Here is a 27,000-nt window from a genome sequence, read left to right as displayed (position 1 = left end):
ACGCCTCACGCGCTGCCCCGTCCCGGCGGCCAGGTGGCGAAGTATTCCGGCGCCCAGCGTCTGGCCAGATGGAAATCGTGTCTGAGATCGACTCCCGCGGGCGGCGCCGTCTCCGCATCGATACAGGCCTCGATGCCCGCCAGTCCGGGGAACTCCAGAATCCAGACCGACTCGCCATGCGCGCCGGTTCCCATCAGGCGAAAGGCCTCGCCGTGGATGAGGCCGTGGCTATGGCTTACCTTCCGCATTCGCCGCCATCTCTCCTCGTCGCGATTCCCTGGGGCAACCTGGTCGGGCCCGCGGTACTGCCTGCCGAAGGCCAGCAGGACGATCGACGAAGGATCGGCGGAAAGGGCCGGGATCGTGTGCGGATCGGCGCCGGGCGACACCGGAGGTTCGGGCTTGCGCGGCAGCCAGTTAAGACACTCCGGTTGCCAGCGGCGGGCAAGGGTATAGTCGTAGAAACCGTAGCGTCCGTATGGGGGTTCCGTCTCGGCCGACATCCAGGCCTCCGCGCCGGCGAGGTCCGGGAACTCTATGGTCCAGAATCGTTCCCAGTTGCCACGGGGCCCCAGTAGCCGGTAACCGTGGATGCCGATCAGGCCGTGGCGCTCGGAGACCGCCAGCATCAGGTCAACATGCCGGCGCTCAAAATCGATCCGCTGAGCCTGGTCGAGCAGATGCCATTCCGGTAAGCGTCCGCCTCGGAATAGAATGACGACGGATTCGTCCTGCCCGGTCACAATTCCCTCCTTTCAGAAGCAAACGTTCCCCTCTCCGGCAGTCCGGCCACGGTGCAGTTCACGCTTGCGACCCGGTTCGCGAGACGGGTCGCCCGTGCGGGGTCTTTCGAGACCAGGTATTCGGTTACGAATCCGGCGGCAAAGGCGTCCCCGCAGCCGGTGGTGTCGACGACTTCCCGGACCGGCTCCGAGGGAATGACGACGGATTTGATAATATCGTCCTCGCGATAAACCGTGACGGGACCGAGAGCCCCCCGGGTGGTTATGCATACCGAGGGACCAAGCGCGGTAATCGACCGTCCGAAGGCGACAAAATCATCCTCCGCCTCCAGCGGCCCACTTGACGCCGCCACCGCTTCATTCTCCAGCGGCCCATTTGATGCGGCCACTGCTTGGTTGCCCGCGTTGGCGCCCGTTTCGTTGCCCGCGTTGACGCCCGCATCGTTACCCGCATCGTTACCTGCATCGGCACCCGCGCCGGCCAGCAGACGCGCCTCCACTTCGTTCATCTGAACCACGTCGAACATTTCTATCCATCGTCGCCAGTCTTCCGGTGCCCGCCTTCGCCGGTAGCCCTCCGCGTCGATGCCCAGACAGAGGTTGTGCACATCCAGGTACAGCAACCCGGAGGCGCTGCCCCGTATGGCTTCCATGGTCTCCAGAGTGATGTCGTCCCCGACGATGAAATTCACCAGCAGGGCGTCGAGGTCCAGAAAAGGTTCGATCTGTTCGAGAGGAATGGGGTCGATATGGTTCGTCAACTGCTCGACTTTTTCCATGGCCTCGTCGTACCGGATCTGATTTCGGCTGGTGCCTCTCGGGGAAAGGGCGATTCCCCGGGTGTTCACGGCGGGACGAGGGTCCAGCATGGCGCGCATGGCGTCGTAGCATTCCGCGCCGATGCGACTGATGGGATATACCCGGTCGCCGTCTTCGACCAGGTCGGCCATTACGGTGGTGTTGTACAGGATGCCGCCGAGATCCTGAACCTGGTGGCCGCCGGCCATGAAGATGGTGTCGTGGTTGATGAGACCAATGATGCCAATGCGCATGTCTTGTCCGTAACTAGTCCACAGCGGGCGTTTCAGGTTCCCCGCGTTGAATGGCCACGGCCTCTGTCACCCGTTCCACGGCGATACTGCGCATGCAGTCATGGGTGCCGATGGGACACCGGTTTCCGCCATGGGCGCTGCAGGGCCGGCAGTCCATGGTTGTTTCGACGACCTGGTGCCCTTCTCCATGTGGGGTGAAGCCAAAGGCGGGAACCGTGGGCCCGAAGACGGCTACGACGGGTATGTTCATGGCGGCGGCCACGTGGCTCATGCCGGTGTCGTTGGAAACAAAGACGGAGCAACGCGCGGCGAGCGCGGCCGACTGAAGCAGGGTCAGCCTTCCCGCCGCGTTCAGCGGCTCGACGCCGGATTCGGTGGCGATTCCCGTGCAGAGGGGCCGGTCTCCGGCACTGCCGAAGAGCACGGCGCGATATCCGTGTTCTTCCGCGAGGCGGCGGATGAGTTCCGCATACCGGTCGGGCGGCCACCGCTTGGTCGCCCAGACCGAACCGGGACTTACGCCGCAAATCCTGTCGGACGGCGCCAGGCCTGATTCCCTGATCAGCGCATCCGCCCGTTGCCGGTCCTCATCGTCCGGGTAAAGGGCGGGGTGAATTCCGTCCATATCCACCCCCCACGAAGCGAAAAGAGAAAGGTTTCGTTCGACCTCGTGGACAGGTCGGTAGGGCACCCGCTCCGTAAGAAGCAGCTTGCCCGCGTTTCGATCGAAGCCCACTCGGACGGGCGCGCCCGCCAGGTAACCCAGCAGTGCGCTTCGGAGCGATCGGTGGGGAATAACCGCCGTATCGAAGGAAGCCGCACGCAACTTGCCGGCGAGACGAAGCAGTTCCAGGGGGCCTTTTTGCCCGCCTTTCTTGTCATAGACGACGATGTCGTCGATGTGGGGGTTGTTTCGCAGCAGGTTGGCGGTCTCGGGCCGCACGACGGCTCCGACGCGGTCGGCGCCCAGCCGCGTCCTGGCCGCTTCGAACAATGGGGTGGACAGCACGACGTCGCCCACGAAGGCGGTTTGTATGACAAGTACGCTCAAGCCGCTGCGATTCCTGACTTAAAGGCGGACTTAAGGCGTCCGCGCAGTTACTTCCTGAGCGAATTCAGAAAACTCTGGAACTCGCCCTCCGCACCCAGGACGGTCTTTTCCGGTCCGGTGAGCTTGACGAACACGTTGCCTTCCGGCGCCTCGATAATGGCGCCGAGCATTTTATAGCCCGGTTTTTTCACGGCGCCTGACTGGAACATGGGTCCCATGGAAGCGAGATACGTGCCGGCCAGGGACACCGTGGTCACCGTCAGTCCGTTGATGGTCGACTTCCGCTGGGCCGGCGTGGGCGTTCCTCCGGATTCCGTCTCGAACTGATCCCGCCAGCGCTGCAGATTCAGGTCGACGCTGCCTCCCTGCCCCTGGCCGAAAAAGAACACGGCACATTCGCCGGGTTCGTCGTCCCCTTCGGCCCTCGGGATCAGATAGGTCGCCATGCGCATCATCCGGGGCGGCTGCACCTCCCATCGCGCGGGAACCGTCCAGCCGACTCCCGCTGCTTCGCCCGTCGTCGTTTCTTCCTGGGTATACACCGGGGCAGGGGCATCCGCAGGGGCGTCCGGTCGCTCCGCGACAGCGGGAACCGTCGCTGGCGGCGGCGGTTCGCCAGGCGGCATCGGTGACCGTGTATCGGACTCGGACTGCTCTCCTCCGTTTCCGCAGGCCGCGGCGGCACCGAAGAGGAAAACGGCGCAAATGGCGATGAGTGGATGGCGTGTCATGGAACAGGTCTCCTTTACTGAACGTGACTTGAATCGGCGGGCACCGGGGTCTTCCACCGCCGGTGTACCCAGAACCAGTGATCGGGATAATCCAGGATGTATCGGGCCAGCACGTCCGTGTAAGCCTGGGTAGTCCGTGCTATATCGGCCGATTCATCGCCTGTCGGAATCGCTTCGATAGGGGTTTCGAAGCAGACCCGGTGATGTTCCGGACCGGAACGAACGATGAAACACGGTACGATAGGAGCCCCTGTGCGCAAGGCGAAGAGCGCCGGTCCCTGGTAGGTGGACGCCCGTAATCCCAGGAATTCGACGAAAACGCCGCCCGGCCCGGCGTCCTGGTCTGCGAGCAGTCCGACGCATTCGTTGCGGCGCAATGCCCTGAAGATCGCGGACGGCGCCGATTCCATGGAGGCCACCGCCATGCCCAGTCGCTCGCGCCCCGCGTGCATCAGGCGGTTGACGGCGGGGTTGTGCAGCTTTTTCGCGACGACAGTAATGGGATAACCGAGCAAGGCGACCGTTGCGCCGAGCAACTCCCAGTAGCCGAAATGCCCGGTGACCAGAATGACCCCGCGCCCCCTGTGGCGGGCATAATCGATATGTTCCTGACCCGAGATGGCGAGCCGGTCCCGCAGGTCCGTCGCCCTTCCGGCGAGCAGCCGGGCGTGTTCCACGGCTGTCCGGCCCAGTTGGCGGTACACGGACCGGGACATGGTCCGGAGCTTCCCGGCGTCTCCGGTATCTCCGTAAACGCGTCCCAGGTGCTCCATGACCAGTGCCCTCCTCGTGCCGATCACGTGAAAGGCCAGGTCTCCCAGCCGGTTCCCCACCCACGAAGCCCGGGAAGGAGAGAGCCGCCTTGTCAGCAGCATCAACAGCCTGAGGCCCGCGTATTCGGCCAGGTGCGAAAGTTTCATTCGAAACGGACTCTCAGTCGCGCGCGACCACTACGTTCGATATCGCGTCCCTGTTCAGTATGGCGGTCCGGTTCAGCCCCTGACGGATTCTGACGGAGAAGGCGGTTAATCATCCCGCTCCCTGGACATGGTCCATTCTTCATTCTTCCTTCGCCAGTCGTCTTCGTCCGAACGCCAGTCGTCCACTTCTTCTTCACGCGCCCATTGTCGTAGCGTAGCTCTCCTTCGCCTTCGGATTCGCAGGTAGGCAAGAAGACAAAGTACGCCGAACAGCGGAGCGATCACGATGGACAGGCTTTCGCCGAGCAACATGCGCCAGCCGTAATTGCGTTCCATGTACGCCAGCCAGTCCCGCTCGAAACCCACTATGCTCACGCCGAAGGCGTCGAAGCATGCCTGGTCGATGGAGCCGGTCCGCCTCAGGCTGTCGAACAGGGTGTGCAGTCCCGCTTCACCGTAGCGCCGGAGTATGTACTGCACGGCGAGGGCGCTTTCCTGATAGGCCAGTTGGGCCCGGTGCTCGGGAAACGTGTTCACGCCCTGGATCGCCCCCAGGGAGACCAGGTTTCCTGAAACGACGGCGATCACGAGCGATGCCCGGTCCCAGAATCCCCATTCCCGCGCCATGTGCATCGCGAATCCCTCGTCCAGCCAGCGAGGAATATCCACGCCGCGGAGCGCGCTATGCAGCATCACGTGGGCCAGTTCGTGCACCACGAGTTCCTCGGAACCGTCATACGTACCGGTAATCCGGGGCGACCTCAGCACCACAAGCCTGCGGTGCGGCACGGCGTACCCCGCGCCCCAGTCGGGGATGGCGCCGGGCGTGTAGGTCAGGAAGGCTTCCTGCGTGGGGGCGATATGGACGTGGATGGTATCGGCGGCGGGAAGGCCCAGCGTGGCGCGCAGATGCGGAGACGCTTCGCGCACGATGCCCAGTACGTGTTCCACGAAGGGCGCATCGACGGGCTCAAAGGTGAATCGAACGCCCGCGGCGATTCTCACGGACTCTTCCGCGCCGGTTCCGAGGCTTGGCAGCAGCATGAGCATGCCGCTGACCAGCCCGAGGCACCAGGACCGAAGACGGCGCAGCACGCGCTGGGGCGCCTTGTCGACGTGCATAACGACCTCATTCGCGTATGATGCCGCCTCCGAGAACCGTCTCGCCGTCGTAGAAGACGACGGACTGTCCCGGCGTAACCGCCCGCTGCGGATGCTCGAAGTCAACCAGCGCGACGCCGGGCTCATCGGGCGTGATGACCGCGGGCGTTGCTTCCTGCCGGTACCGGATCTTGGCCTGACCGCGGACCTCTCCCACTGGCGTTTCCATGGACTGCCAGTTGACCCTGTCCGCGATGAGCCGGTCACAGAGAAGATCCTCGTCGTCACCCACCACGATCGTATTCGTATCGGGCTGGATGTCGACCACGTACACCGGACGTCCGGCAGCCAGCCCGAGTCCCTTCCGCTGTCCGATCGTGTAAAGTGGATGTCCCCGGTGTTCACCCAGGAAATGGCCATTCGTGTCTATGATCGGTCCCGGCCGGATAGGATCTCCTATGGACAGCAGCCCTTCTTCCGCATCCACGGGGTGCTTCGCCGTCCACTCCCTGAGGAATCGTTCATGGCCCCTGTCCTGGATGAAGCAGATCTCGTAGCTGTCCTTCTTGTCGGCCACCCGCGGAGCGAGTCTTTCGGCGGCCTGCCGCGTCTGCGCCTTCGTGAGCATGCCCACCGGAAAGACGGTGCGCGCCAGCTCTTCCTGGGTCATCTCCCACAGGGCGTAGGATTGGTCCTTGTTTCCGTCGATGCCCCGTTTCAGAACATAGCGGCCCGCCTGGCCCGCCTGGCCCGCCTGGTCCGTCTGGTCCGTTTGGTCCGCCCCGCCCGCGCTTTCGTCGAAGACAATCCGGGCATAGTGCCCGGTCGCCACGTAATCTGCGCCGAGCGCCGTGGCCCGGTCGAGCAGCACGCCGAACTTGACCCGGCTGTTGCAGGCCACGCAGGGATTGGGCGTGCGGCCCTGCATGTACTCGGACACGAAATTGGATATGACGCCCCGCTCGAATTCTTCGCGAAAATCCACCACGTAGTAGGGTATCCCGAGCCTGCCGGCCACTACCCGCGCGTCGTTGCGGTCCTCGACCGTGCAGCAGCCGTGTTCGAATTGCGCATTGCCGCCCACGCGGTCGTAGTCCCACAGGTGCATGGTGACGCCGATGACCTCGCAGCCCGCTTCCTTGAGCATCGCGGCCGCCACCGAGCTGTCCACGCCGCCGCTCATCGCCACCACGACCGTCGACCCTTTCGGCGGCAGCCGGTTGACGGCCGGATCGAACTCGGATACGGTATCGGACCCGCTGGGAATATGCGAATTGGCATTCGCCGGCATCATGCTAGTCTCTCTGGCTCTCGCCATGACGCGACCGGTAATCCTCAATCGCCGTTCGCACGCCGTCCGCGGCCATGGCGGAGCAGTGCATCTTGGTAGGTGGAAGACCGCCCAGGGCCTCCGCGATCGTATGGTTTTCGATAGACGCGGCCTCTTCGGTCGTCCTGCCGATCACCCACTCGGTGACCATGCTGCTTGCCGCGATGGACGCCGCGCAGCCGAAGGTCCTGAACTTCGCGTCCGTGACGGTCCCGTCCGCGATCTTCAGATACAACGCAATGGTATTCCCGCTGATGGGATTTCCGGCGTTGCCCACACCGTCCGCGTCCGGAAGATCCCCCACGTTGCGGGGCGAGTGAAAGTGATCCATTACGGCGGGAGAGTACATAAAACACGCCTCAACCGGGTACCTGCGCGGTGGCGACTTCGCGGAGGCGGGACACAATACCGGGCAGCCTGCTCATGACGTGGCCGACCTCCTCCATGGTGTTGTCGCGCCCGAAGCTGAAACGTACCGAGCCCAGGGCGGTGCGCGGGTCCCTGCCCAGCGCGAGCAGCACGTGGGACGGCTCTATGGTCCCCGATGTGCAGGCCGAGCCCGTGGATACGGCGATACCCGCGAGATCCAGGGCCATGATCAGCGATTCCCCTTCCGCGCCTGGGAAGGACACGTTCAACGTGCCGGGCAGACGCCATTCCGGGTGCCCGTTTACCTGAATCCCCTCGATCTCGTCCCGGATGCGCACTTCCAGGGTGTCGCGCATTTCGGACAGATTCCGGTATTCGTGTTCCCGTTCATCGGCCGCCAGTTCAGCAGCCTTGCCGATACCCACGATACCCACGGTGTTCTCCGTCCCGGACCGCACGTCATTTTCGTGATGGCCGCCGTGGGCCATGGGTTCGATTTCGACGCCTTTGCGGATGTAGATGGCCCCCACGCCCTTGGGGCCGTAGATCTTGTGGCCCGAAAGCGAGAGGAGGTCCGCGTGCATCGCTTCCACGTCGACCGGCAGCTTGCCGGCGGACTGTACCGCGTCCGTGTGAAAGCACACGCCGTTCTCCCGGGCGATCCTTCCTATTTCCTCCACGGGCTGGACCGTGCCGATCTCGTTGTTCGCATGCATGATGCTGATCAGGATCGTATGACCGGTCAGGGCGTCCGCCACCTGGCCGGGATCGACCCGGCCGTATTCATCCACGGGAAGATAGGTCACTTCGAAGCCTTCCCGCTCGAGAAAACCGCAACTGTTCAGTACGGCCGAATGTTCGATGTTCGTCGTGATAATGTGCCTGCCGTACGCTCTGCGGGCGTAGGCGATGCCTTTGAGCGCCAGGTTGTCGGACTCGGTGCCGCCGCTTGTAAAGTAGATTTCGCCGGGCCGTCCATTCACCAGGCCGGCCACCTGGGCCCGGGCCTCCTCCACGGCCGAACGCGCATCCTGTCCGTACCGGTGGATGCTCGATGCATTGCCGAACCGGTCTCTGAAGAAAGGTTCCATGGCATCGAACACTTCGGGTCTGACCGGCGTGGTCGCGTTATGGTCCAGGTAGATGCTCGCCATAGGGATTGTGATCTTCGGAACAGGGTGGTAATCAGCCTCTATCCTCAAGCGCCGTAAACGCTTCGAAAACCGGTTTCCCGGTCGCGCTCAACGGTCTTTGAAAATAGAGATAATCCATTGAAATGTCAAGTGTTATCGGGGTTTCGCGGCGTATGCCCGGCCGGTGATTATACGCTGTCTCCGCTTGACTTTTCGATCGGTAATCCGTACCTTTCATGTAACTCGAACGGGTATGCGCGTGTCCGTTTTCGACAGGCGTTTGCCGTGTGCGTAGTTTGCGGCCAGGTGTCGCAAAACACGTTGAAAACGCATTTGAAGGACGTTAGCCTTACATGTCTCGCGCAAACTTGCCCGGAGCGGATGGACGGATCGGATAGGAGCGGCGCATGCAGGTACTGAAATACGCAGCGGTACTGATGACCGCCATCCTAGCGACGGGATGTACGTACAGTATCAGAATGAACCCCGATATAGGCCCCACGGCCAGTATCGCCAGGCCCGTGGACTTGAGGGTCGGTCTCTATATCCCCCGGGAATTCAAAGGATTCGTGATGGTCGACCGGCCCGATCTCGAGAAATACATTTGCGAAATCGGCGCATCCCTCGAATCGGTCATAACGAAATCGGCGAACCGCGTTTTCTCCCAGGTTTCGATATTGGACGCCCAGCCTGCCGACGATGTGATCGGTGAAAGGCAGCTCGACCTTGTGGTGATTCCCAGGGTCAACTCGGCCATGGTGTCGCTGAACCGGGAGGAAGGTCCTTTCCAGGACGATGCACGGGGAAATACGGCCGTTTCGGTCGAACTGATGTTCTATGACGCGGAGATGAGACAGTTTACATCCGTCATGGCGTCGGGCGTGGGCTTCGCTTCAGAGCGAATCGGCTTTTTCAGCAGGGGGCAAAGAGAATACGCCGCATCCGTCGAAGGCGCCCTCAAAAACCTCAGCGATGACATGGTTCGTCAAATGTACGGAAATTACGACATCCGCAAGAAGGCCGAGGAGTCGGAATAGGGCCGGTATTCGGCTGCGGCCGCGTCAGACGGCCTTTCGTTAAACCTATGTAACCGGATATGGCAGGGTTGTCCCCTAAAGACCGCTGGATTTTCAGCCTCTATTCCTGGTGGTGCCGGTTCCGCGGTGCGCCTTTCAACCTGTCCGAGATCCGGAGCCGGCCGGTCCGGTTGCTGGTTTGCCTCCCGTCGAATACCGAAGAAGCCCGCAAAGCGGTCGAGATCATCCCGGAACTGGTTGCATGTCTGGGGGCGGAGTCCGCGTTCGTCGTCGGCGAACCCGGTTCCGTCGCATGTTGCGACCTGGCGGAAGGTCTCATCAGCGTGGTGCCGCTGGACCGGACAACCCGTCGGTGGTACGGCCTCCCCTCCACCCGGATCGTGGACCGGTTGTCGGAGGAAGGCCTCAATTTCGCCGTCGATCTCAATCCATGCGCGGAATTGCTGCCCGCGGTACTTTGCCTGCGCATCAAAGCACCGGTACGTCTGTGTCTGCACGACCCGCGCCGCGAGCGGTTCTTCAACATGCGGATCCTGCTCTCGGACGGACACTCCGCGCATAACCGGGACACCGGACCTGGCATTCCGCCGGATTCCGGACAATCCGATCCGCCTCTGGCCGGCGCCGCGGCGTCTCCTGTCGACTCGCCCTACAAACGCCTGTTGCGGGTGATTCAAAGTGCGGTGAGGCCGCCGACCCGTCCCCGAATTTCAACTTGACAGCCCGCTCCCGTACCCGGATATTCTGGTAGGACCCGGACAGGCCTGTTGTTTCTCGAACCTGCTTTGCATGGCTTGTCATCTACCAAAACGATCCCACCTCCGAGATTATGTCCGCCCTGTCTTCGCGGCCGCTCCCGGGTCGCACGATCATCGCTGGAATCCTGCTGTCCTGCTGCCTGCTGAGTCCCATCGTAGTCAGGACGTCGTCGGAAGCGCAGTCGGAACCGGAGTCCGTCCGTTCCCTGGAGTCCCTCCTGGAGAAGGGCAGGTCCCTCTACGACCAGCGGAAATTCGAGGAGGCGAAAACGGTCTTCGAGGAGGCGGTCCGCCTCAAGTCCAGGTCCGGTGAAGCCCGCTACTGGCTTGGCGTCGCCCATTATGAACTCGGCGACGACAGAGAATCGGCGAAACAGCTGCGAATCGCCGTTCGCCACGACCGGAAGAACCCGGATGTGCACTTTGCGCTGGGTCGGACGTACATGCGCATGAAGAACCGCCTGGTCGACGCGCGCAAGAGCCTTAAGCAGGCCCTCCGCTACGATCCGGAGTATTCCGAGGTGCATTACATGCTCGGGATCGCGTACATGACGCAGAGCAAGAGAGATCCCGCGGCTCCACTTTACGTCCTGCAGGCCCGGAGATCCTTCAGCCGGGCGGCGGCGGCGAATCCGCTGCACCCCGACGCCTACTACCAGTTGGGACTGTCCTACGAAAATCCTTCACGGGATTACAAGAAGGCGCTGGCCCTCTTCTACCGGCAGCTTATGATAAAGCCCGATCACCGGGATGCGCTTTACCACCTGGAGAGATGCAGTTACCTGCTCAAGCAGTACCAGGAAGGCATCGATCTGCTGACGCAGGTGGCCGAGGCCCACAGCGGCGACGTGCCGGACTATGTTCACACGATGATCAACAAACTCAAGGCCTCGATGCTGCAGTCTCAGAATCGATTCGCCGAAGCGGATGAGGCCTACGAGGAATTCCTGGCCAAGGCGGAACCGGAGGAACGGGCGCATTACACGGACCTCGTCTACGTGGCTTCGGAGGAGGAATACCGGCAATACGAAAAGCTGGAATCTGAAGAAGAAAAAGCGGAATTCAGACGCCGGTTCTGGGCGGCCCGCGATCCCCAGCCGGCCACGCCCGTGAACGAGCGGCTGGTGGAACACTACCGGCGGGTCATGCATGCGCGGGAACATTTCGCGGGGGGGCAGCAGCCATGGGATCGCCGGGGCGGTATCTACATTCGTTACGGGGAACCCGACGATCGGCAGCATTTCATCATGCAGACCGGCGAGAACGCCCTGAAGAACTACCAGCCGACCGGCGACGCCCGTATCGATGCGATCCGGGAACGCAACTTCATGTGGCGATACCGTCTGAAGATCGACAACGCCGGTATGGAGTGGAGCGATCCGACAACGCGCAGCACGCGCGATCCCGATGCGGGGGATTACCTGCCCGAACTGGAAGAACACCGTGTTACAAGCTTCAACTACTTCCCGCCCAAATCCGCGAAAGCACAGGCGCTGGGTTTCCTCGCCGAGAGCTGGGTATACCTCGAGCACGACCTCGAACTGTTTTTCGTCGATCAGGTAGGGGTCGGGAAGTATGACTATCCGCTGCAAGTGCACGAGACGAACATCACGGAAGCCGTCGTCCAGGACAAGTATCATCCCCGGCGCATCGCGGCCGAGCTGATGAAAAAGACGCCGGAGTCTTATGCGTTCGACTACGGCGGCGGGCCGCTGCGATTCATGTACGACATCGTATCCTATAAGGGGGACGACGACCTGGCCGAAGTAGAGATCTCCTATATGGTTCCGGCCGAACAGCTGGAAACGGCGGAGGACGGGAAGGGCATGCGCACGTGGTTGGACAGCCATATGGTGTTTCAGGATAAGGATTACAACCGCGTAGCCCAGACCTCCAGGCGTATCGGACCCATCGATCGACCACCCGTATCCGTTTCGGCTAAGGAGGTGGGCATCGAACTGCACACGGGCATGATGGACATGGAGTCGCCTGCTGGCCGCTACCGCGCCGCCATAGAGATCCGGGACGAAGCCACCCGGCGCATTGGAATATTCGAACAGGAGTACACCGTTCCCGGGTACACAGGCGCCGCGTTGATGCTGAGCGATATCAAGCTGGCCGTCTCCATCGCACCGGCCGATTCGGCCGACGGCCCCTTCATACGCAACGGGCTTGAAATCGTACCCAATCCGGCACGCCTCTACCAGCGCACAGACCCCGTTCATTTCTACTACGAGATATACAATCTTGCCCTGGATGAATCGGGGCGGTCTTCGTACCAGGTGGAGCTGGAAGTGAAACACAAAGACCGGCCGCGGAACCTCTTCTGGCGTGTTCTGAAGGGGATAGACCGGCTGGTGCGGCGGTCCGACAGCGAACAGTCCGTACTCATCGTATTCGAGAACGAAGGCAACCGCCCGGACGAGTACAGTTACACTTCCATCGACACGGGCGCCACCCCCACCGGCGCCTATGAAATGACGGTTCGCGTCAAAGACCTGCATTCCGGTCAAACCGCCGCGCGGACCAAGGTGTTTGTCGTGACCAACGATCGGGTTGCGGAATTCTCCACGGACAGGAACTAGGCCCGGCACTCAATTCCTACACTCATCTCGACTGCTCGAGGACGGCGGATTCATGACGAACCTGAGAACGGTTTCCCTGTTTCTGGGCCTCATGCTCGGCGGTATGTTGCCTGGCGCTGTAGCGGCACAGGAGAGCGAGGCCCCGATGGAACGGGCCAGGGAACAGTTTGGCGCGGGTGACTATGAACGGGCGGAAGCCACGCTGCGGGACCTGCTGGATAAACAGCCCGGATCCGCGGATGCCCACTACTGGCTGAGCCGGGTCCTGGACGCGCAGAGCAGGTATGACGAGGCCGAGAAGGCGGTAAAGGAGGCGCTGAAGATCGACAGCGCATCCGTTGAAAGCCTCATCCAACTGGCCCGCGTATACATCCTCAAAGACAAGAAGAATGACGCGAGAGAGGTCTTGGACGATGCAGGGAAACTGGTGCCGGATAACGCGGATGTTTACTACTACCGAGGACGCACGTATGGAAGGATCAGGCTGGCGACGTTCCGGCCACGGGCGGCCGAGAGGGAATTAAAGATCCGGGACGAGTCTTACCGGCGCGCCGTCGAGTTGAATCCGGAGCATCCGGACGCTTACTTTCGACTGGGGTTCGCCTACGAAGCGGACAGGGACGAGCCCGAAACCGCATTGGACTGGTACTTCAGGCAGGCCTCCGTGAATCCGGAGCACGACGACGCGCTCTACCGCCTGGCCTTCTGCGCGATACAGTTAAAGGACTTTCACCGGGGATACGCGTTGCTGCAACAGGTCGCCGAGTCGCAGGGTGTCCAGGCCAATCCACTTGTCGCAGGGCTGTCGGGACAACTCGAAGCCTACCACTATCATGCCCGGGACCAGCACGAACGCGCGTACCACGCCATGAGGCGGTACGTGGCGGTCCTGTCGGATATCGATCCCGAAAAGGTCGCCCTCTACAGGGATCTTTCCGGTGTGGCGTCGCCGGACGAAGCCAAAGCATACCGCGAAGCGTCGGTGCAGGAAAGGGAGAAGCTGTGGAGGACCTACTGGGCGGCCCGCGATCCTGATCCCACAACCCGGATCAACGAACGTCTGGTGGAACATTACCGGAGGATGATATTTTCCAGGCTGCACTTTTCAAAAGGCAAGGATCCCTGGGACCGCCGCGGCGAGATCTATGTTCGCTTCGGTCATCCGGACGACCGGCAGCATTTCATTTTGAAATCGGGGGAGGACGTGGTGAACGCGATATTCCCCACGGGGAACCGGGACGTGGACATGATCCGCGATGTCAGCCGGCAACGCGTCAACATGGAAGTAAACACCGGGGCTCCCAATCAGGATTTCGGCGAATTCAGCGCAAGGGCCGGCCGCGCGACCAAGTCGGTGGCTTTCCCTACCGAAAGCTGGGTCTATGTCCCCTTCGGCCTGGAGATATTCTTCACCGACCAGCGTAATTCAATGGTTTTCGACCACCCGCTTCAGGTGATTGACCTGCCTGATCGGGCGACCAATTTCGGCACGACGAACCGGCTCGCGTACAACTTCCTGAATACGCCGCGAAAACAGGCCGAGGAACTGATCAGAAAAGTGCCCGAATTCCATCGCCACGATTACGGCGGAGATCCGCTCAACTTCGTATATCAGATGGCTTCTTTCAAGGGAACCGGAGATCAGGCCGACGTCGAAGTGGCTTACAGCGTTCCTTCAGCCCAGTTGGGAAACGTGGCTGACGGCCTTGGCGAACGAACCTGGCTGTCAGGTCGGATCGCCCTCCAGGACCAGGACTTCAATTTTGTTCAGGGCACACCTTTTCAAATGGGACCCTTGCGCCGCCCCGCATCCGAGCAGGAAAAACTGCAGCTCAGTACGGGTGCTTTCCGGTTCCGTGCGCCGCCCGGAGCCTATCGGTCCGCGGTAGCTCTTCGGGATTCGCTTTCGCGGAAGTTCGGCATCTATACGGCGCCGCTCGATATCTCGGACTACAATGCAGACCGGGTTTTGTTGAGTGACATCAAGCTCGCCGCGTCCATCGTTCCCACGGAAGGTACGGGTCTGCTCGTGCGGAACGGCCTGCATATCACGCCTCACCCCGCACGACTTTATGCTCCTTCGACGCCGGTTTTCCTCTATTACGAGATCTACAACCTGACGCGAGATGCCGCGGGCAGAACGAGTTTTCGTTCGGAGTTGGAAATCGCCGCAAGGGAACCCGGGCGCAATGTCCTCCTGAGATTCCTCACCGCGCTGGGACGTCTGGTCAGCCAGCGATCCGATGAACAATCGACCTACGTGGCCTTCGAAGACGGCGGTACGTCGGCGGACGACTACGGGTACACGTCGATCGTAACGGAGGACCTGGAGCCCGGTACGTACACGCTGACCCTGACCGTCACGGATCTACACTCGGAGCGGACGGATAAGAAGACGGTTGAATTTATCGTGGTCCGGGGATGAAGGGACTAAAACCCCGGCTTCTCCGCATCCTCCGCGGGCGGGCCCTGGAGGTTGACGTTGTCGTCGGTGGGCCAGCGCACGGCATACTGCGCGGAGCGATCCCGCTTGTAACCGGCGTGCCAGTAGTTGCTGGCCGCCAGCCACTCCAGCAGGTCTTCTTTCATCCTGGCCTTGACTGCCCCGTAGCGGCTGTCGGACCACCGGTTCCACAGCTCCCCGGGATCGGCCACCAGGTCGTATAGCTCGCCCTCCTCCTGGCCAATGTAGTATACCATCTTGTGGACCGGGCTGCGCATCATGATCTGGTAGTTGTCCTCGCAGAAGACGTAGTCCCGCGGCGTGACGGAGGAGTCCGGGTCGGCATAGGGCTGTAAGGACCGCCCTTCCAAGTAGGTGGGGACCGGCACGCCGGCCGCCTCGAGGATGGTGGGACCCAGGTCCATGAGGGAGACCAGGTCGCTTACGTGGTCGCCCCGGCGCCGGCGGTCCGGGTAGCGGATGATGAGGGGGATGTGGGTGATGGTGTCGTACATCAGCCACTTGTAGGCCAGGGCGTGGTCGCCCAGGTTCTCGCCGTGGTCCGAGCAGAAGATGACCAGGGCGTTGTCCAGGTAGCCCCTTTCCTCCAGGGCGTCCAGGATTTCCCCCATCTTCTCGTCCACCGTAGTCACCTTGGCGTAGTAGTGCCGGCGCATGCGGTCGATGCGTTCATCGTTGGCCAGGTACATGTTGATGCCGGACTCGTGGCCGGCCGTGGAGAACATCTTCTTCAGCGCTTCCTGCTGGGGCGGCTTTTCCGCCAGTTCGTTCTCCCGGGTTACCGGCATGGGTATCTCGACATCGTCGTACAGGCTCAGGTGACGGGGGAGCGGGTCCCAGGGTTCGTGGGGACCCGTAAATCCGATTTCGAGGAAGAAGGGCCTGTCGCCGCGGTGGCTGCGGATCCAGTTGAGGGCCGAGTTTCCAATGAAGACGTCGCTGTGGAACCGCTCTTCCTCGTGCCACGGCACGCCCTGCAGCCTGGTCCACCAGTCGGGGTCCGTCAGGTGGCGGTCGTTGGGCCGTTCCACGCCGTGGAAGGTCATGTAGCGGCCCCAGTCGTCGTCCGCGCCGCCGCCGGCCAGGCTCATGCTGGTCGGGTTTTCGACGACGATCCGCTCGTGAAACCCGCCGGGGATGTCTCTGGGCATGAAATGCATCTTGCCAACGCTGGCGCACCAGTAGCCGGCCTCAGCCAGGTCCTGCACCCAGTTGCGGTGGCCTCCCCAGGGCTGGAAACTGTAGACGCCCGTGTTATGGGGGTACATGCCGGTGAAGACGGCGGCCCGCGAGGCCACGCAGGTGGCGCCCGGACAGTAGGCCTCCCGGAAGGAAACCCCTTCGGCGGCCAGCCTGTCGTGGGCCGGGGTGATCATGTGGGGATTGTCCCAGCCGCGGATCGTATCGACCCGCTGCTGGTCGGTCATGATGAGGATGATGTTGGGGCGGTCCGCGGCCATCCATGGACTCCCGTCGTGGCGGGGGATAAGGGTGTATACGTGATACGTGACGAACCCGATGGACGCATGCCGGGTCGGCCCGCCCGCCCGAGAGACATCCGGCAGATGCTACGCCACCCGGTCCTCCATCGAATCGGTCCCGCCTTCTTCGGATCGAGGCTGCAGGCGGCTGACCACCGCCTTGATGATCCGCTGTCCCTCCACCTCGCGCACCACGATCCGGAAATTCCGGAACGGCACGGCCTCGCCGGGTTCGGGCACCCGGCCGAGTTCGTTGAAAACCAGGCCGCCGACGGTCTCGAAACCGTCCGGCGTGATATCCAGGTCGAGGATGTCGTTCAGCGTATCTATATTGAGCCGGGCGTGGACGAGGAACGAGCCGCCCGACAGCGCCTCGTACATCGGATCCTCGTCGTCGTATTCGTCCTGGATCTCCCCCACGATCTCCTCGAGCAGGTCTTCCAGGGTCACCAGGCCCGCGGTCGTCCCGTGTTCGTCCACGACGATGGCCAGGTGGATCTTTTCCTGCTGGAACTCCTTCAGCAGCTCGGCGGCTTTTTTGGTTTCCGGCACGACGTAGGGCGGGCGAAGCAGGTCTTCCAGCTCCTTCTCTCCTTCAGGATCGTCGCTTAGCTGAAGCAGGTCTTTGGCGTAGGCCACCCCCACGATATCGTCGACGGAATCGCCGTAGATCGGAATCCTCGAATGGCCCATCTCGCGGATGAGCTCGAGCAGTTCCGGAATGGGACGGGATTTTTCCGCGCACACCATGTCGACCCGCGGCACCATCACTTCCCGTACGCTGGTGTCGTGCATTTCGATGATGCTGCTGATCATCTCCTTGTCGTCGGGCTTCAGTTCGCGGGTCTCTTCGAGTTCGAGTACCCGGTGCAGTTCGTCGTCGAGCCAGTAGGGATTGCGGCCGCTGCTGAAGAGTCCCGCGCGCGCCATGCGCAGGTTCAGCACGAGCAGCGGCGTGATCAGCGGCCAGAACAGCCAGTAGCTGACGAGGACCAGTACGGCGGAAACGCGAACGGTCAGGTCGGAGTACCGGGACACGAGGAGTCGCGGAAGCCACTCGATCAGGACCAGCAACAGCCCGATGGCGAACAGTCCGGAGATAGTCAGCGTGAGGGTCGAGCCGAAGGAGTCGGTAAGCGGCGGCGTCAGGGCCAGGGCCACCACGGAGATGACGACGCCGGCCGTGGTGATGGTTTTTCCGATGAGCAGGGTGGTAAACAGGCGTTCCTGGTTGTCGAGCCACCGGGTAACGCGGCTGGATTGTCCGCCTTCGTGGGCGGCCTTGAGTTCCTGAAGCGTGGTTTTGGGCAGGCTGGAAAACGCGGATTCCGCTCCGGTCAGGAGCATGGCGTAAATAGTACAGCCGGTCAGGATCAGCCATTCGACCAATAGGGGAATGTCGTCATCCACGACGCTTTTCTCCTATGTGACCATCCGAATTCCCGCCGGCGTCCTCGGCCGCCGAGTAGACCCGCTCCTTCTCCCGCATCACTTTGCGTTCCGAAGCGTTGTGGTGGTCATAGCCCAGCAGGTGCAGACACCCGTGAACCACGAGCCGGTGCAACTCGTCGTCCAGGGACACATGATAACGGCCGGCCTGGTCCCGGGCCCGGTCGACGGAAATGTACACGTCGCCCAGTGCTTCCCTGTCGAGCCCGGTACCGTCGTCCAGGTTGAACGACAGCACGTCCGTCGCGCGATCCAGATGGCGATACTTGTGATTCAACCGCCGGATGTAGGGGTCGTCGACCAGTACCACGGTCACGGCCGCATGGTCTCGGCCTTCCCCCTGAAGTACCCGGCAAACGGCACTGCAGAGCGCCTCGCGCGGCACGTCCAGCGCGGGCAGGGTGGTTTCGATTTCAACAGTCAAGATGAAAGCAAACGGACTTAGGGGTTCTCATGCCGTTCATAGGCCTTGATGATGTCCTGAACGAGCCGGTGCCTGACCACGTCCTTATCCGTCAGGTATACGAAGGCGATGCCCCGGATGTCCGCCAGCACCTCCTGGACGTGAACCAGTCCGGAAACCTTGTCCTCGGGCAGATCGATCTGGGTGATATCGCCGGTGATGATCGCCTTGGAATTGGCGCCCAGGCGGGTCAGGAACATCTTCATCTGCGCCGTCGTCGTGTTCTGGGCCTCGTCGAGGATCACGAAGGCGTTGTTCAGCGTACGGCCTCGCATATACGCCATGGCAATGATCTCGATGGTCCCGTCTTCGATGAGACGTCCGGCCTTGTGGTTCGGGATCATGTCGTGCAGCGCGTCATAGAGGGGCTTGAGGTACGGGTCGACCTTTTCCCTCGGATCGCCGGGAAGAAACCCGAGGCTTTCGCCCGCTTCCACGGCCGGCCGCGCCAATACGATCCGATCGACCTCTCCCCTGCGTAGGGCCGAGATGGCCATGGCTACCGCCAGGTAGGTCTTACCCGTACCGGCGGGCCCGATGGAAAACACGATATCGCATTTCCGGACCTGGTCCACGTACTCCTGCTGGTTGGGACTCCGCGCCCGGATCCGTTCCCGCCGGGACAGCACTTCGATCGATTCACCGGAGTACGAGCCGGATTCTTCACCGTTTTTCTTTTCGGTCCTGGTTGCCCGGATGATATCGTCCACTTCGCGCGTTCGGCCCTGCTGGACAGACTTGATCATCTCGCGCAGCACATTGGTGATCTGCCTGACTTCTTCCGCTTTGCCCGTGATCACGACTTCTTCGCCCCGGGCGGTGATTTTGGCGTCGAATTCACTCTCTATGGCGCGCAGCCTGGAATCGTACTGGCCGTAGAGCGCGAGGGGATCGATGCCCTTAGCCGATAAGCGATGCGTAACCGTGTTTTTCAATGATGGCATAAATTGGCAGGTTGAACTTGTACGGTGAGATTCGACCACCTGTTTCCACTGCGTCGGACAGGCATCTGTTTCACCGTATTTCCGGTACTTTGAACTTACGAAAAAAACCGTTGTCTGTCAAGTAGATTACGGTGGACGAAAACCGGCCGCAACGCTCCTTGGAACGGCTGGCGTGTATGGTGTATACAGGGAGCTAGCTGGCGTGCTGAGCAAGTCCGCGGCTGTCGAGCAGCGCGTCGAAATCCGCCGTGATCGTGTGGATACGGCGCACGACATCCCCGGCAGTTGTCCTTACGCGATCCGCCGTATCAGGTTCGATCAGTCCGTTGTCAGCGGCCTGCCGCAGTTCGTCCTCGTCCAGCACGCGGCAGCCGCCGTCCGGAAAGAACCACAGGTCAAGCAACTGGTCGTCATACTCAACGTGGTCCGGTCCGATCCGTACCCGGTCGCAGAGGTGTACGTAGTGCCCGACGAGGCTTCCGTCCGGTCCGATCATCTTCCACAGGATGTGGGGCAGTCCTTCTTCGTAATAGGCCAGGGTCAGCGTGCCCGGGGGAATCCGGATGTCCCCCTGCCGGTATTCCCGGGTGGACCGGTAGGAAATCACCATGCGGCTGCCCCCGTGGTAGAGCAGGCGGCACGAGAAGGACTGGTCGGGCTTGCCAGTGTTGTGCTTGATTTCCGTGACGGTTTCGGCCATGGAAGGATCATGCGGTCCGCTTGATTCGTTCGAGGACGCCCCGGATTTCCGTCACGAGCGGGCCGTTCCCGTGTTGCCTGTACCAGGAACGGATGCGGGGGTAGATGTCTTCCATGGGGATCCTGCCCTTGTTGTCCCGCATGATCGCCTGGCATTCGTCCGGGCGTGGTCCCCACCGGGCCACCTCGTTCAGGCCGTCGTCCATAAAGACGAGATAGGGAATGGCCCTGGAACCGTCAGTGAGATACCGGTCCATGATGTCCAGGTTCTCGTCCCTGCGGAAGATCCGGTACGCGATGGCCGGGCTCTGCTCCAACATGCGGACGATGGGTGGAAGGCTTTGCACCACGTCGCCGCACCAGTCCTCCGCGAGGATGAGCACCTTCAAGGGCGTCGTGATGGAGGCGAGGAACCGCGCATCCTCCGGATCCAGGTTTGCTTTCTCGTAATTTTCATTGAACCTTTCGAGATTCTTCTCGCTGTTCCGCATGTAGTCTTCCCAGTGGAATCCCGATGCGAATCGAACTTCGGAAACTACGGACATGGCGGCTCCAGGGTGTTTCGAGGTTGCGTATTTGTCCTATGGAAGAAGTCTATGGATGCGTCAGCCGAACCATTCGGTTCGTTCGGCGGCGGGTATTCTTTTCTGGGCGGGGACCTGCGCCGGATAACCTGTGTAGAGGAATCCGATGATTTCTTCTTCACGTGAATCGATTTTCAGCAGTTCCAGCGTCTCGGGATCCCGGATAAGCCCTCCCGTGCTCCACTGCATGCCGATGCCCTCTTCCCAGGCGGCCAGCGCGATGTTGTGAATAGCGCAGCAGGTGGCGGCATAGTCCTCGCGCGCGCGGAAGGCGTCCTCGTCCTTCTTGCAGACCACGCCGATGACGGCGGGCTTGGACATGATCTTGGCATAACCCTTTTCAGTGGCCTTCCGCAGGATACCGGAGTCGTCCGACTTCGTTTTTTCACGCTGGATCTTGCAGTAGATGGTCGCCAGGGCCTCCTTGGTCTTCCCCGTGACGACCAGGAAGCGCCAGGGTTCCGTCAGCTTGTGGTTCGGCGCCCACACGGCCGTTTCGAGCACACGGGCGATCACTTCCCGGGGGACCGGTTCCGTCCTGAATTCGTAAATCGACCGTCTGTTCCGGATTGTATCGAGTACGGACATGTGGTCTGGTGTCGATCTGCGTTTGTGGACTGAAGCTATTCCCGGATCGATTCCACCTGTATCAGATCGCCATCCCGCGATGCGCCTGGCTGGCCGCCCGAGCCGCCGTGGCTGCAGCTTGCGCATCCCTTCCGGCCCCGGGACGTGAACTGCCGCGTGAAGGTGCGAACGACAAACGCGGCCGCGATTCCAACGGTTATGGCAACGATCAGGGTTTGAAGATCCATGATGACAAGATAACGACGGAACGGTTAAATGCCAAACGATCCGATGGCAGCTACCCGTATCCCAGGAGCAATCCTCCCTGGTAGACAACGAAAGATCCGATATAGGCCAGGGCGGTCATGTACGCGATCATGACGATGGGCCATCGCCAACTGCTGGTCTCCCGCTTCACGATGGCGACCGTGGCCATGCACTGGCAGGCCAGGGCGAAGAACACCATGAGGGCGACCGCCACAAGCGGTGTGTATACCCGCTCGCCCGTTTCCGGATCCACCTCGTTCTGGAGCGACGTTCGGAGATCGACCGAGGTCTCGTCGGCCTCCTCCACGTTGTAGATCGTGGCCATGGTGCTGACCAGCACTTCCCTGGCGACGAAGGACGTGATGAGGCCGATACCCACCTTCCAGTCGAACCCGAGGGGCTCGATGGCCGGTTCGATCAGCTGGCCGAGCTGGCCGGCGTAACTCTGTTGTATGCGCGACCTGGACGACATGGTATCGTAGTCGTCGGGTTGCGGGTACGAGGCGAGGAACCAGAGGACGACCGATATGGCCAGTATGATCTGGCCCGCCTCCGTCACGAAGACCTTCGCCCGTTCGAACATTTGCAGCAAAACCCACTTGAGGGAGGGCAGCCGGTAGGGCGGCAGTTCCATGACGAAACTCGTGGGAACGGCGTCCCTCATGAAAAACCGCTTGAACACCAGCGCCGCGGCGATAGCGACGACAATCCCGAAGATGTACATGGTGAACAGCATGAGGCCCTGCAGCGTGAATACGCCCAAAATCGTCATGGACGGGAAGAAGGCGCCGATCAGCAGGATGTATACGGGCAGGCGGGCGCTGCAGCTCATCAGCGGCGCGATCATGATCGTGATCAGGCGGTCCTTCCAGTTCGAGATCGTCCGCGTCGCCATGATGCCCGGTATCGCGCAGGCAAAGGACGAAAGCAGCGGCATGACCGAATGGCCCGACAGTCCCATGCTCTTCATGAAACGGTCCATGATAAAGGCTACGCGGGCCATGTAGCCCGTATCTTCGAGCAGAGCCAGGAAGAAGAAGAGAAAGAGGATCTGGGGGAGAAAGACCAGCACGGCGCCCACCCCGGCAATGACGCCGTCCACGAGCAGGTTGCGCAACAGGCCTTCCGGCAGAAACTGGTAGACGAAGGCGCCCAGGGCGCCGACTCCGTCCTCGATGAGCGTCATGGGCGTTTCTGCCCAGGAGAAGATGGACTGGAAGACCAGTGCGAACACGATCAGTACGATGGCGGGGCCGGCCACCCGGTGGGTGAACACGCGGTCCAGCCGGACGCTTGGCCTGGCCTGGGTATCTCGTTCCTCCCGCACGACCTTGGAATAGAGCTCGTCGATCTGGTCATACCGCAGAATGGTCTCCAGCATCCGCCAGGGCACCTGTATCTCGTCCAGCCTGCCCCGCACCTGCTCCACGATGCGTTTCAGGTCGTCTCTGCAGGAGGCGTCCTGGCGGCCTTCCATCCACGTCTGCAGCGCCTGGTCGCTCGAAGTCACCCGCAGTGCTTCCGAAGTCTGCGCTACCTCGTTCAGTTTCGTGTGTGCTCCGAACCAGGCCGCAGCGGGAGAGAGCGCTTCGTCGAGCAGGCCGCCCAGCAGACGCCGCCGCGGAAACCGTTCGGCGAAAGAAACCCTGGCCGGACCCGAGGCGGGTCCGATCGATCCCTGCGCAGCCTCTTCCGGCGATCCGGCTGGCCGCGTTTCCGATCCCCCCGGACCGATCTGGTCGAACATCATCTGTCGCAACTCGTCTATTCCCTGTTGACGTGAAGCGATTACGGGTACGATCGGGACCTTCAGTTGATCGGAGAGTGCGTCCAGATCGATGTGGACGCCGCTGCTGACGGCGTTGTCCATCATGTTCATGGCCACGGCGACGGGGATGCCGAGGTCGATGAGCTGGGTAACCAGGTAGAGGTTCCTGTTGAGATTCGAGGCGTCCGCAACAACCACGATGAGCCGGATGTCCAGGTTCTCGTCCGCTTCCCCGATCAGCACCTCCCGTGCGATGGAATCGTCGAGAGACTTCGGGGTAAGGCTGTACATTCCGGGCATGTCGTGGAGACGAAGCGTGCCGCCGTCCGGCCCCGCCACGATGCCCGTCTTCTTCTCCACGGTCACGCCGGGATAGTTGCCCGTTTTCTGCCGGAGCCCGGTCAGAGAATTGAATACGGACGTCTTGCCGGTATTCGGGTTGCCGACGAGGAGTACGTCGAACGCGGATTCACGCGCCGTGAATGTATCGGTAGTTTCGGTCATGTCCATGGAGCGTTCTGGCATGGAAACGGTGTCGCTATAGGACCGGGAAACCGTCACGCCCGGATCAGACCAAATATAACGCAATACATGCTAAAAGGGAATAAAAAGCGATGCGGGCAGGCTTTCCAGGCCGACCAGTCAATTCAATTGGTTGTACCTGCAGGGTGCAAACGGAATGAGCTTGCCGTTGGCTATGTATTCCGCTTCCACTCCGGAGGGCTTGTTGTATACACCCGATAGTCTCTGGAAACTGGTCATCGCCCGTCTGAGGACTTGTACGAACGTCCTGAAGCCGGGCAGGGGCATTTTTACGACCGTGTCGTCGAACGTCACGTCGATGTGTTTCGATTCCATACGCTCCGGGCTTTGTTTCTGAATGTACTCGAAGGTCTGTACGACGCAGTCCAGGAGTTCGCGGAATTCACCCGTCGACAGGGCGATATTGATGCGCCGGTAGATGACGTGGATATGCCCGGAATGGCACGAATACACCCGCGTCTGGTTTTCCTCATCCTGTGCGAGCAAGCTTTGGTTCTTCATCGGATTCTCCTGGTATATCCTTTGTCGTGAATGTCCTGTCTTGCCGTGTTTTGTTGAATCTTCGGAAACGTCTCCATGCCAACGAGAGCCCCGTCCAGACCAGGACCACGCCTCCGGCGGAGGCCACGCCCGCGATGAGCTGGCCGAACCATCCTGCCGCTTCACCCGTATGGATCCAACGCAGCCAGGTGCGGATCTGTCGTCCCATGTTCAGGCTGGTGAAAGGTACCCATTCGACTATCCCTGCATCTGTCGTGGACACGGTAAGGGTGGAGCGGGTCAGCGGTATGCGGTTATCCATTTCAGATACGTTCAGCGTGGTGGTTTCCGCGCCTTCCTTCGGCAGGTTCAGCGTGATGTACGCCCATTCCGGCACCTGCTTTCGTGCCGCGGCCAGAAAGGATTCGGAGGGAGCGGCTGGCAACGGTGCGGATTCGTCCCCGGGCGTTGCCGGTTCCGATGCGGATTGCACAGCCCGTTGAGGGGGTTCCGTACCCGTGAGCGCGTAGACCAGGTCACCGGCCCAACGATAGGAGATGACCACCCCGCTCAGCGAGATCAGGAAAAGGGCTGGAAGGCACCAGATGCCGAAGGAATTGTGCCAGTTGAAATCCCGGCTCTTTCCGCGCGTCTTGAAGTTCGGGACAAAGACGGCCTTGAACGCCGCCAGGGTCCACTTGCGGGGCCACCAGATGTACAGCCCCGTGATGGTCAGCAGGCAGAACGCCAGGTTGCAGGCGCCTGTGACCGCGCGGGCGACCGCCCTGTTTTCGCCTTCCGCGCCGAACCAGCGGTGCCAGTACATGATTTCCCGGAGGAAATTACGGACGGCGATATTGCCTTCGCCCCGGACATCCCCTGAATAGGGGTCGACGAAGACGGTTTTCGCACGACCGTATCGCACGACGTACGCCTCGGTCGGATCGGGACGTATGGTGACGGAGGTGGGCTCCGCCTCGGGCTCGATGCTCCGGACCGCCGCGAGCACCACGTCTAGATCCATGCGCTCGGCACGGGGATGGGGAGGATGGACCGTGGCGTATTCCCGGTTGGCGAAGTCGACGATCTGGCTCTGGAAGGTGAGCAGCACGCCGGTCACCGACATGATCAGAATGACAATGCCGGCGATTACGCCCGACGAGAGATGGATCCAGAAGATAGTTTTACGAAGCATTTAGCCCCCGGGTAAACCTGTGGAATTGACAGCGGCCGCCAGGGGGCGTATATTTCAAAACAGGCCGGGACCGGATTGTACTCGCCAAGTGTACGTATCCCCCTGGTCCAAGGACTATCGGGGAGAGCCGGCCAGCCGAACCGATAGTCCTTTTTTCTACCCTTTAGTTCAACTTCTTTCCACCATGACCGAACGGGCCTCCGCGCAGCGAATGGACAGGTGGTAACTCCGAACGCGTATCTCGATCGGATCGCCCATGGGTGCGCGTTTGATCAATTCGACGGTTGTCCCGGGGAGCAGCCCAAGTTCCATCAGGTGTACTTCTTCTCCCGCCGTGCCCTTGATCTGCCTTATCGTTGCCTTCTCGCCCGATTTCAGCTCATCCAGGCGAATAGTCTTTGCTTGCGTGCTGGTGGTAAAGAGTTCGGAATGCATGGGTTATCTCGCGTCAGAAGGTCCGATGCCGGTACTCGCTACGGAACTGAAAGGTGTTTTTCGGATAGGCAGTATCCCCTTTCGTCGGAATCGACCCGTTATAGTATTGACCCGTCATGGCGGTTTCCTTATACTATAGAATAAGAGGGTCGCGTACGTCCGTACCGCCCTCAGGGACAGTTATACCTGTCCTGCCAGGGACTATCGCCGGGCTTGCCGGGCCATGTCGCGATAGTCCCTTTTTGTTTTCTGACGGCGCGTGTCCCGCCGTCAGGATACCGAATGCTTCCACGTCCCTCACGCCGACTCCGATCGGATAACCAGGCATTCGCCCACTTCCTCGCAAACCGCGCAGGTTTCGAAGTCGCAGATCGACAGCACGTTGGCGTCCCAGTAGGACTTGAGAAACGCCCTGCCGTGGGGATCGTCCGACAGGAGGAACTGCAGGAAGAGCAGCAGCCGCTCTCCGGTCGTCGTGCTGATTAGGTGCTCGATCTTGCACGCGTCGATTTCCGCCTGTTCCGCGTCGATATGCAGGACGCCCTTGAGAAAGGCGATGAGGATCTGCCGGTGCGACCATACCGACTGCGCCAGCCGGTTCCCTTCCTCCGAGAGTTTGAGGAACCGGTTCCGGTCCTCTTCCAGGTATCCCTTTTCCCGGAGCGACTTGATCATGATCGACGCACTGCCCGGCGTGATATGCATCTCCCGGGCCACGTCCGATACCCGGGCGTATCCCTGGTCCTCGATCAGCTGCTGCACCGTCATCAGGTAGTGCGCGCCGCTGTGCGTGATCTCGTTGTGCTCGAATTCTCTCCAGACATCCATCATTTTGTCCGATTCGTTATGGC

At 61.3% G+C, this 27,000-nt stretch carries 26 protein-coding genes; 4 read left to right on the top strand and 22 right to left on the bottom strand.

The genetic code is table 11. The features are described 5' to 3' along the window. Positions 1 to 5: 5 nt before the first annotated feature. From OXG98_13665 to nifS, 9 genes are all read right to left on the bottom strand, one after another. The gene (locus OXG98_13665; protein MCY3773050.1) at positions 6 to 743 is read right to left on the bottom strand and encodes a hypothetical protein; all 738 of its coding nucleotides are present in this window, start codon (positions 741 to 743) and stop codon (positions 6 to 8) included. Beyond that, positions 740 to 1,795 carry a carbohydrate kinase family protein gene (locus tag OXG98_13660; GenBank protein MCY3773049.1) on the bottom strand — a complete coding sequence of 352 codons (1,056 nt, stop codon included), beginning with the start codon at positions 1,793 to 1,795 and terminating at the stop codon, positions 740 to 742. Before OXG98_13660 ends, OXG98_13665 begins: the two co-directional genes overlap by 4 nt. 13 nt (positions 1,796 to 1,808) lie before the next feature. After that, positions 1,809 to 2,846 (bottom strand): lipopolysaccharide heptosyltransferase II, encoded by a 1,038-nt coding sequence (waaF, locus tag OXG98_13655; GenBank protein ID MCY3773048.1) that lies wholly within the window; start codon positions 2,844 to 2,846, stop codon positions 1,809 to 1,811. A gap of 47 nt (positions 2,847 to 2,893) precedes the next feature. Beyond that, positions 2,894 to 3,577, bottom strand: coding sequence for a hypothetical protein (locus OXG98_13650; GenBank protein ID MCY3773047.1), 684 nt, complete (start codon positions 3,575 to 3,577; stop codon positions 2,894 to 2,896). A gap of 14 nt (positions 3,578 to 3,591) precedes the next feature. Next, positions 3,592 to 4,497, bottom strand: a complete 906-nt coding sequence (locus OXG98_13645; protein ID MCY3773046.1) for a lysophospholipid acyltransferase family protein — start codon at positions 4,495 to 4,497, stop codon at positions 3,592 to 3,594. Between the two features lie 105 nt (positions 4,498 to 4,602). After that, positions 4,603 to 5,619 carry a peptidase MA family metallohydrolase gene (locus OXG98_13640; GenBank protein ID MCY3773045.1) on the bottom strand — a complete coding sequence of 339 codons (1,017 nt, stop codon included), beginning with the start codon at positions 5,617 to 5,619 and terminating at the stop codon, positions 4,603 to 4,605. Positions 5,620 to 5,626: 7 nt separating this feature from the next. Continuing rightward, the gene (mnmA, locus tag OXG98_13635) at positions 5,627 to 6,892 is read right to left on the bottom strand and encodes a tRNA 2-thiouridine(34) synthase MnmA (GenBank protein MCY3773044.1); all 1,266 of its coding nucleotides are present in this window, start codon (positions 6,890 to 6,892) and stop codon (positions 5,627 to 5,629) included. Between the two features lies 1 nt (position 6,893). Beyond that, positions 6,894 to 7,277, bottom strand: coding sequence for an iron-sulfur cluster assembly scaffold protein (locus tag OXG98_13630; protein MCY3773043.1), 384 nt, complete (start codon positions 7,275 to 7,277; stop codon positions 6,894 to 6,896). Positions 7,278 to 7,287: 10 nt separating this feature from the next. Next, positions 7,288 to 8,451 carry a cysteine desulfurase NifS gene (gene nifS, locus OXG98_13625; protein MCY3773042.1) on the bottom strand — a complete coding sequence of 388 codons (1,164 nt, stop codon included), beginning with the start codon at positions 8,449 to 8,451 and terminating at the stop codon, positions 7,288 to 7,290. Between the two features lie 386 nt (positions 8,452 to 8,837). Here nifS and OXG98_13620 point away from each other — a divergent pair, with 386 nt between their 5' ends. The 4 genes from OXG98_13620 (at position 8,838) to OXG98_13605 (ending at position 15,235) form a co-directional block, all read left to right on the top strand. After that, positions 8,838 to 9,467, top strand: a complete 630-nt coding sequence (locus OXG98_13620) for a hypothetical protein (GenBank protein MCY3773041.1) — start codon at positions 8,838 to 8,840, stop codon at positions 9,465 to 9,467. 68 nt (positions 9,468 to 9,535) lie between these two features. Further along, positions 9,536 to 10,186: a hypothetical protein gene (locus tag OXG98_13615; GenBank protein MCY3773040.1), complete on the top strand. Its 651-nt coding sequence runs from the start codon at positions 9,536 to 9,538 to the stop codon at positions 10,184 to 10,186. 110 nt (positions 10,187 to 10,296) lie between these two features. Further along, positions 10,297 to 12,810, top strand: coding sequence for a tetratricopeptide repeat protein (locus OXG98_13610; protein ID MCY3773039.1), 2,514 nt, complete (start codon positions 10,297 to 10,299; stop codon positions 12,808 to 12,810). Positions 12,811 to 12,862: 52 nt separating this feature from the next. Next, positions 12,863 to 15,235 carry a tetratricopeptide repeat protein gene (locus OXG98_13605; GenBank protein MCY3773038.1) on the top strand — a complete coding sequence of 791 codons (2,373 nt, stop codon included), beginning with the start codon at positions 12,863 to 12,865 and terminating at the stop codon, positions 15,233 to 15,235. 5 nt (positions 15,236 to 15,240) lie between these two features. On the opposite strand, the gene OXG98_13600 is transcribed toward OXG98_13605, so the two are convergent. The 13 genes from OXG98_13600 to OXG98_13540 all read right to left on the bottom strand — a co-directional run bounded on the left by OXG98_13600 (position 15,241) and on the right by OXG98_13540 (position 26,980). Next, positions 15,241 to 16,734 carry a sulfatase-like hydrolase/transferase gene (locus OXG98_13600; GenBank protein ID MCY3773037.1) on the bottom strand — a complete coding sequence of 498 codons (1,494 nt, stop codon included), beginning with the start codon at positions 16,732 to 16,734 and terminating at the stop codon, positions 15,241 to 15,243. Between the two features lie 108 nt (positions 16,735 to 16,842). Next, a complete protein-coding gene (locus tag OXG98_13595; protein ID MCY3773036.1) occupies positions 16,843 to 18,165 on the bottom strand; it encodes a hemolysin family protein in 1,323 nt (440 codons plus the stop codon). Beyond that, entirely contained in the window at positions 18,158 to 18,628 is a 471-nt protein-coding gene (gene ybeY / locus OXG98_13590; protein MCY3773035.1) for an rRNA maturation RNase YbeY, read from the bottom strand. Before ybeY ends, OXG98_13595 begins: the two co-directional genes overlap by 8 nt. 17 nt (positions 18,629 to 18,645) lie before the next feature. Beyond that, entirely contained in the window at positions 18,646 to 19,611 is a 966-nt protein-coding gene (locus OXG98_13585) for a PhoH family protein (protein ID MCY3773034.1), read from the bottom strand. Positions 19,612 to 19,804: 193 nt separating this feature from the next. Then, positions 19,805 to 20,311, bottom strand: coding sequence for a DUF402 domain-containing protein (locus OXG98_13580; protein MCY3773033.1), 507 nt, complete (start codon positions 20,309 to 20,311; stop codon positions 19,805 to 19,807). 7 nt (positions 20,312 to 20,318) lie between these two features. Next, a complete protein-coding gene (locus OXG98_13575; GenBank protein MCY3773032.1) occupies positions 20,319 to 20,855 on the bottom strand; it encodes a thioredoxin family protein in 537 nt (178 codons plus the stop codon). A gap of 60 nt (positions 20,856 to 20,915) precedes the next feature. Continuing rightward, complete coding sequence (locus OXG98_13570) at positions 20,916 to 21,482, bottom strand: nitroreductase (GenBank protein MCY3773031.1); 567 nt, start codon at positions 21,480 to 21,482, stop codon at positions 20,916 to 20,918. A gap of 35 nt (positions 21,483 to 21,517) precedes the next feature. After that, the gene (locus OXG98_13565) at positions 21,518 to 21,709 is read right to left on the bottom strand and encodes a hypothetical protein (protein MCY3773030.1); all 192 of its coding nucleotides are present in this window, start codon (positions 21,707 to 21,709) and stop codon (positions 21,518 to 21,520) included. A gap of 50 nt (positions 21,710 to 21,759) precedes the next feature. Next, positions 21,760 to 24,000, bottom strand: coding sequence for a ferrous iron transport protein B (feoB, locus tag OXG98_13560; GenBank protein ID MCY3773029.1), 2,241 nt, complete (start codon positions 23,998 to 24,000; stop codon positions 21,760 to 21,762). A gap of 138 nt (positions 24,001 to 24,138) precedes the next feature. Next, positions 24,139 to 24,540, bottom strand: a complete 402-nt coding sequence (locus OXG98_13555) for a hypothetical protein (GenBank protein MCY3773028.1) — start codon at positions 24,538 to 24,540, stop codon at positions 24,139 to 24,141. Beyond that, on the bottom strand, positions 24,509 to 25,714 hold the full coding sequence (locus OXG98_13550) for a PepSY-associated TM helix domain-containing protein (protein ID MCY3773027.1): 1,206 nt from the start codon (positions 25,712 to 25,714) through the stop codon (positions 24,509 to 24,511). The genes OXG98_13555 and OXG98_13550 overlap by 32 nt, the downstream gene beginning before the upstream one ends. Positions 25,715 to 25,882: 168 nt before the next feature. After that, positions 25,883 to 26,149 (bottom strand): FeoA family protein, encoded by a 267-nt coding sequence (locus OXG98_13545; protein ID MCY3773026.1) that lies wholly within the window; start codon positions 26,147 to 26,149, stop codon positions 25,883 to 25,885. Between the two features lie 297 nt (positions 26,150 to 26,446). After that, positions 26,447 to 26,980 carry a metal-dependent transcriptional regulator gene (locus OXG98_13540; GenBank protein ID MCY3773025.1) on the bottom strand — a complete coding sequence of 178 codons (534 nt, stop codon included), beginning with the start codon at positions 26,978 to 26,980 and terminating at the stop codon, positions 26,447 to 26,449. Positions 26,981 to 27,000: the final 20 nt, after the last annotated feature.

Source organism: Gemmatimonadota bacterium, from assembly GCA_026706345.1.
GTDB lineage: Bacteria > JAAXHH01 > JAAXHH01 > JAAXHH01 > JAAXHH01 > JAAXHH01.
Note: the sequence above shows the minus strand (reverse complement) of the source record. Positions and strands in the feature narration are given on the sequence as shown.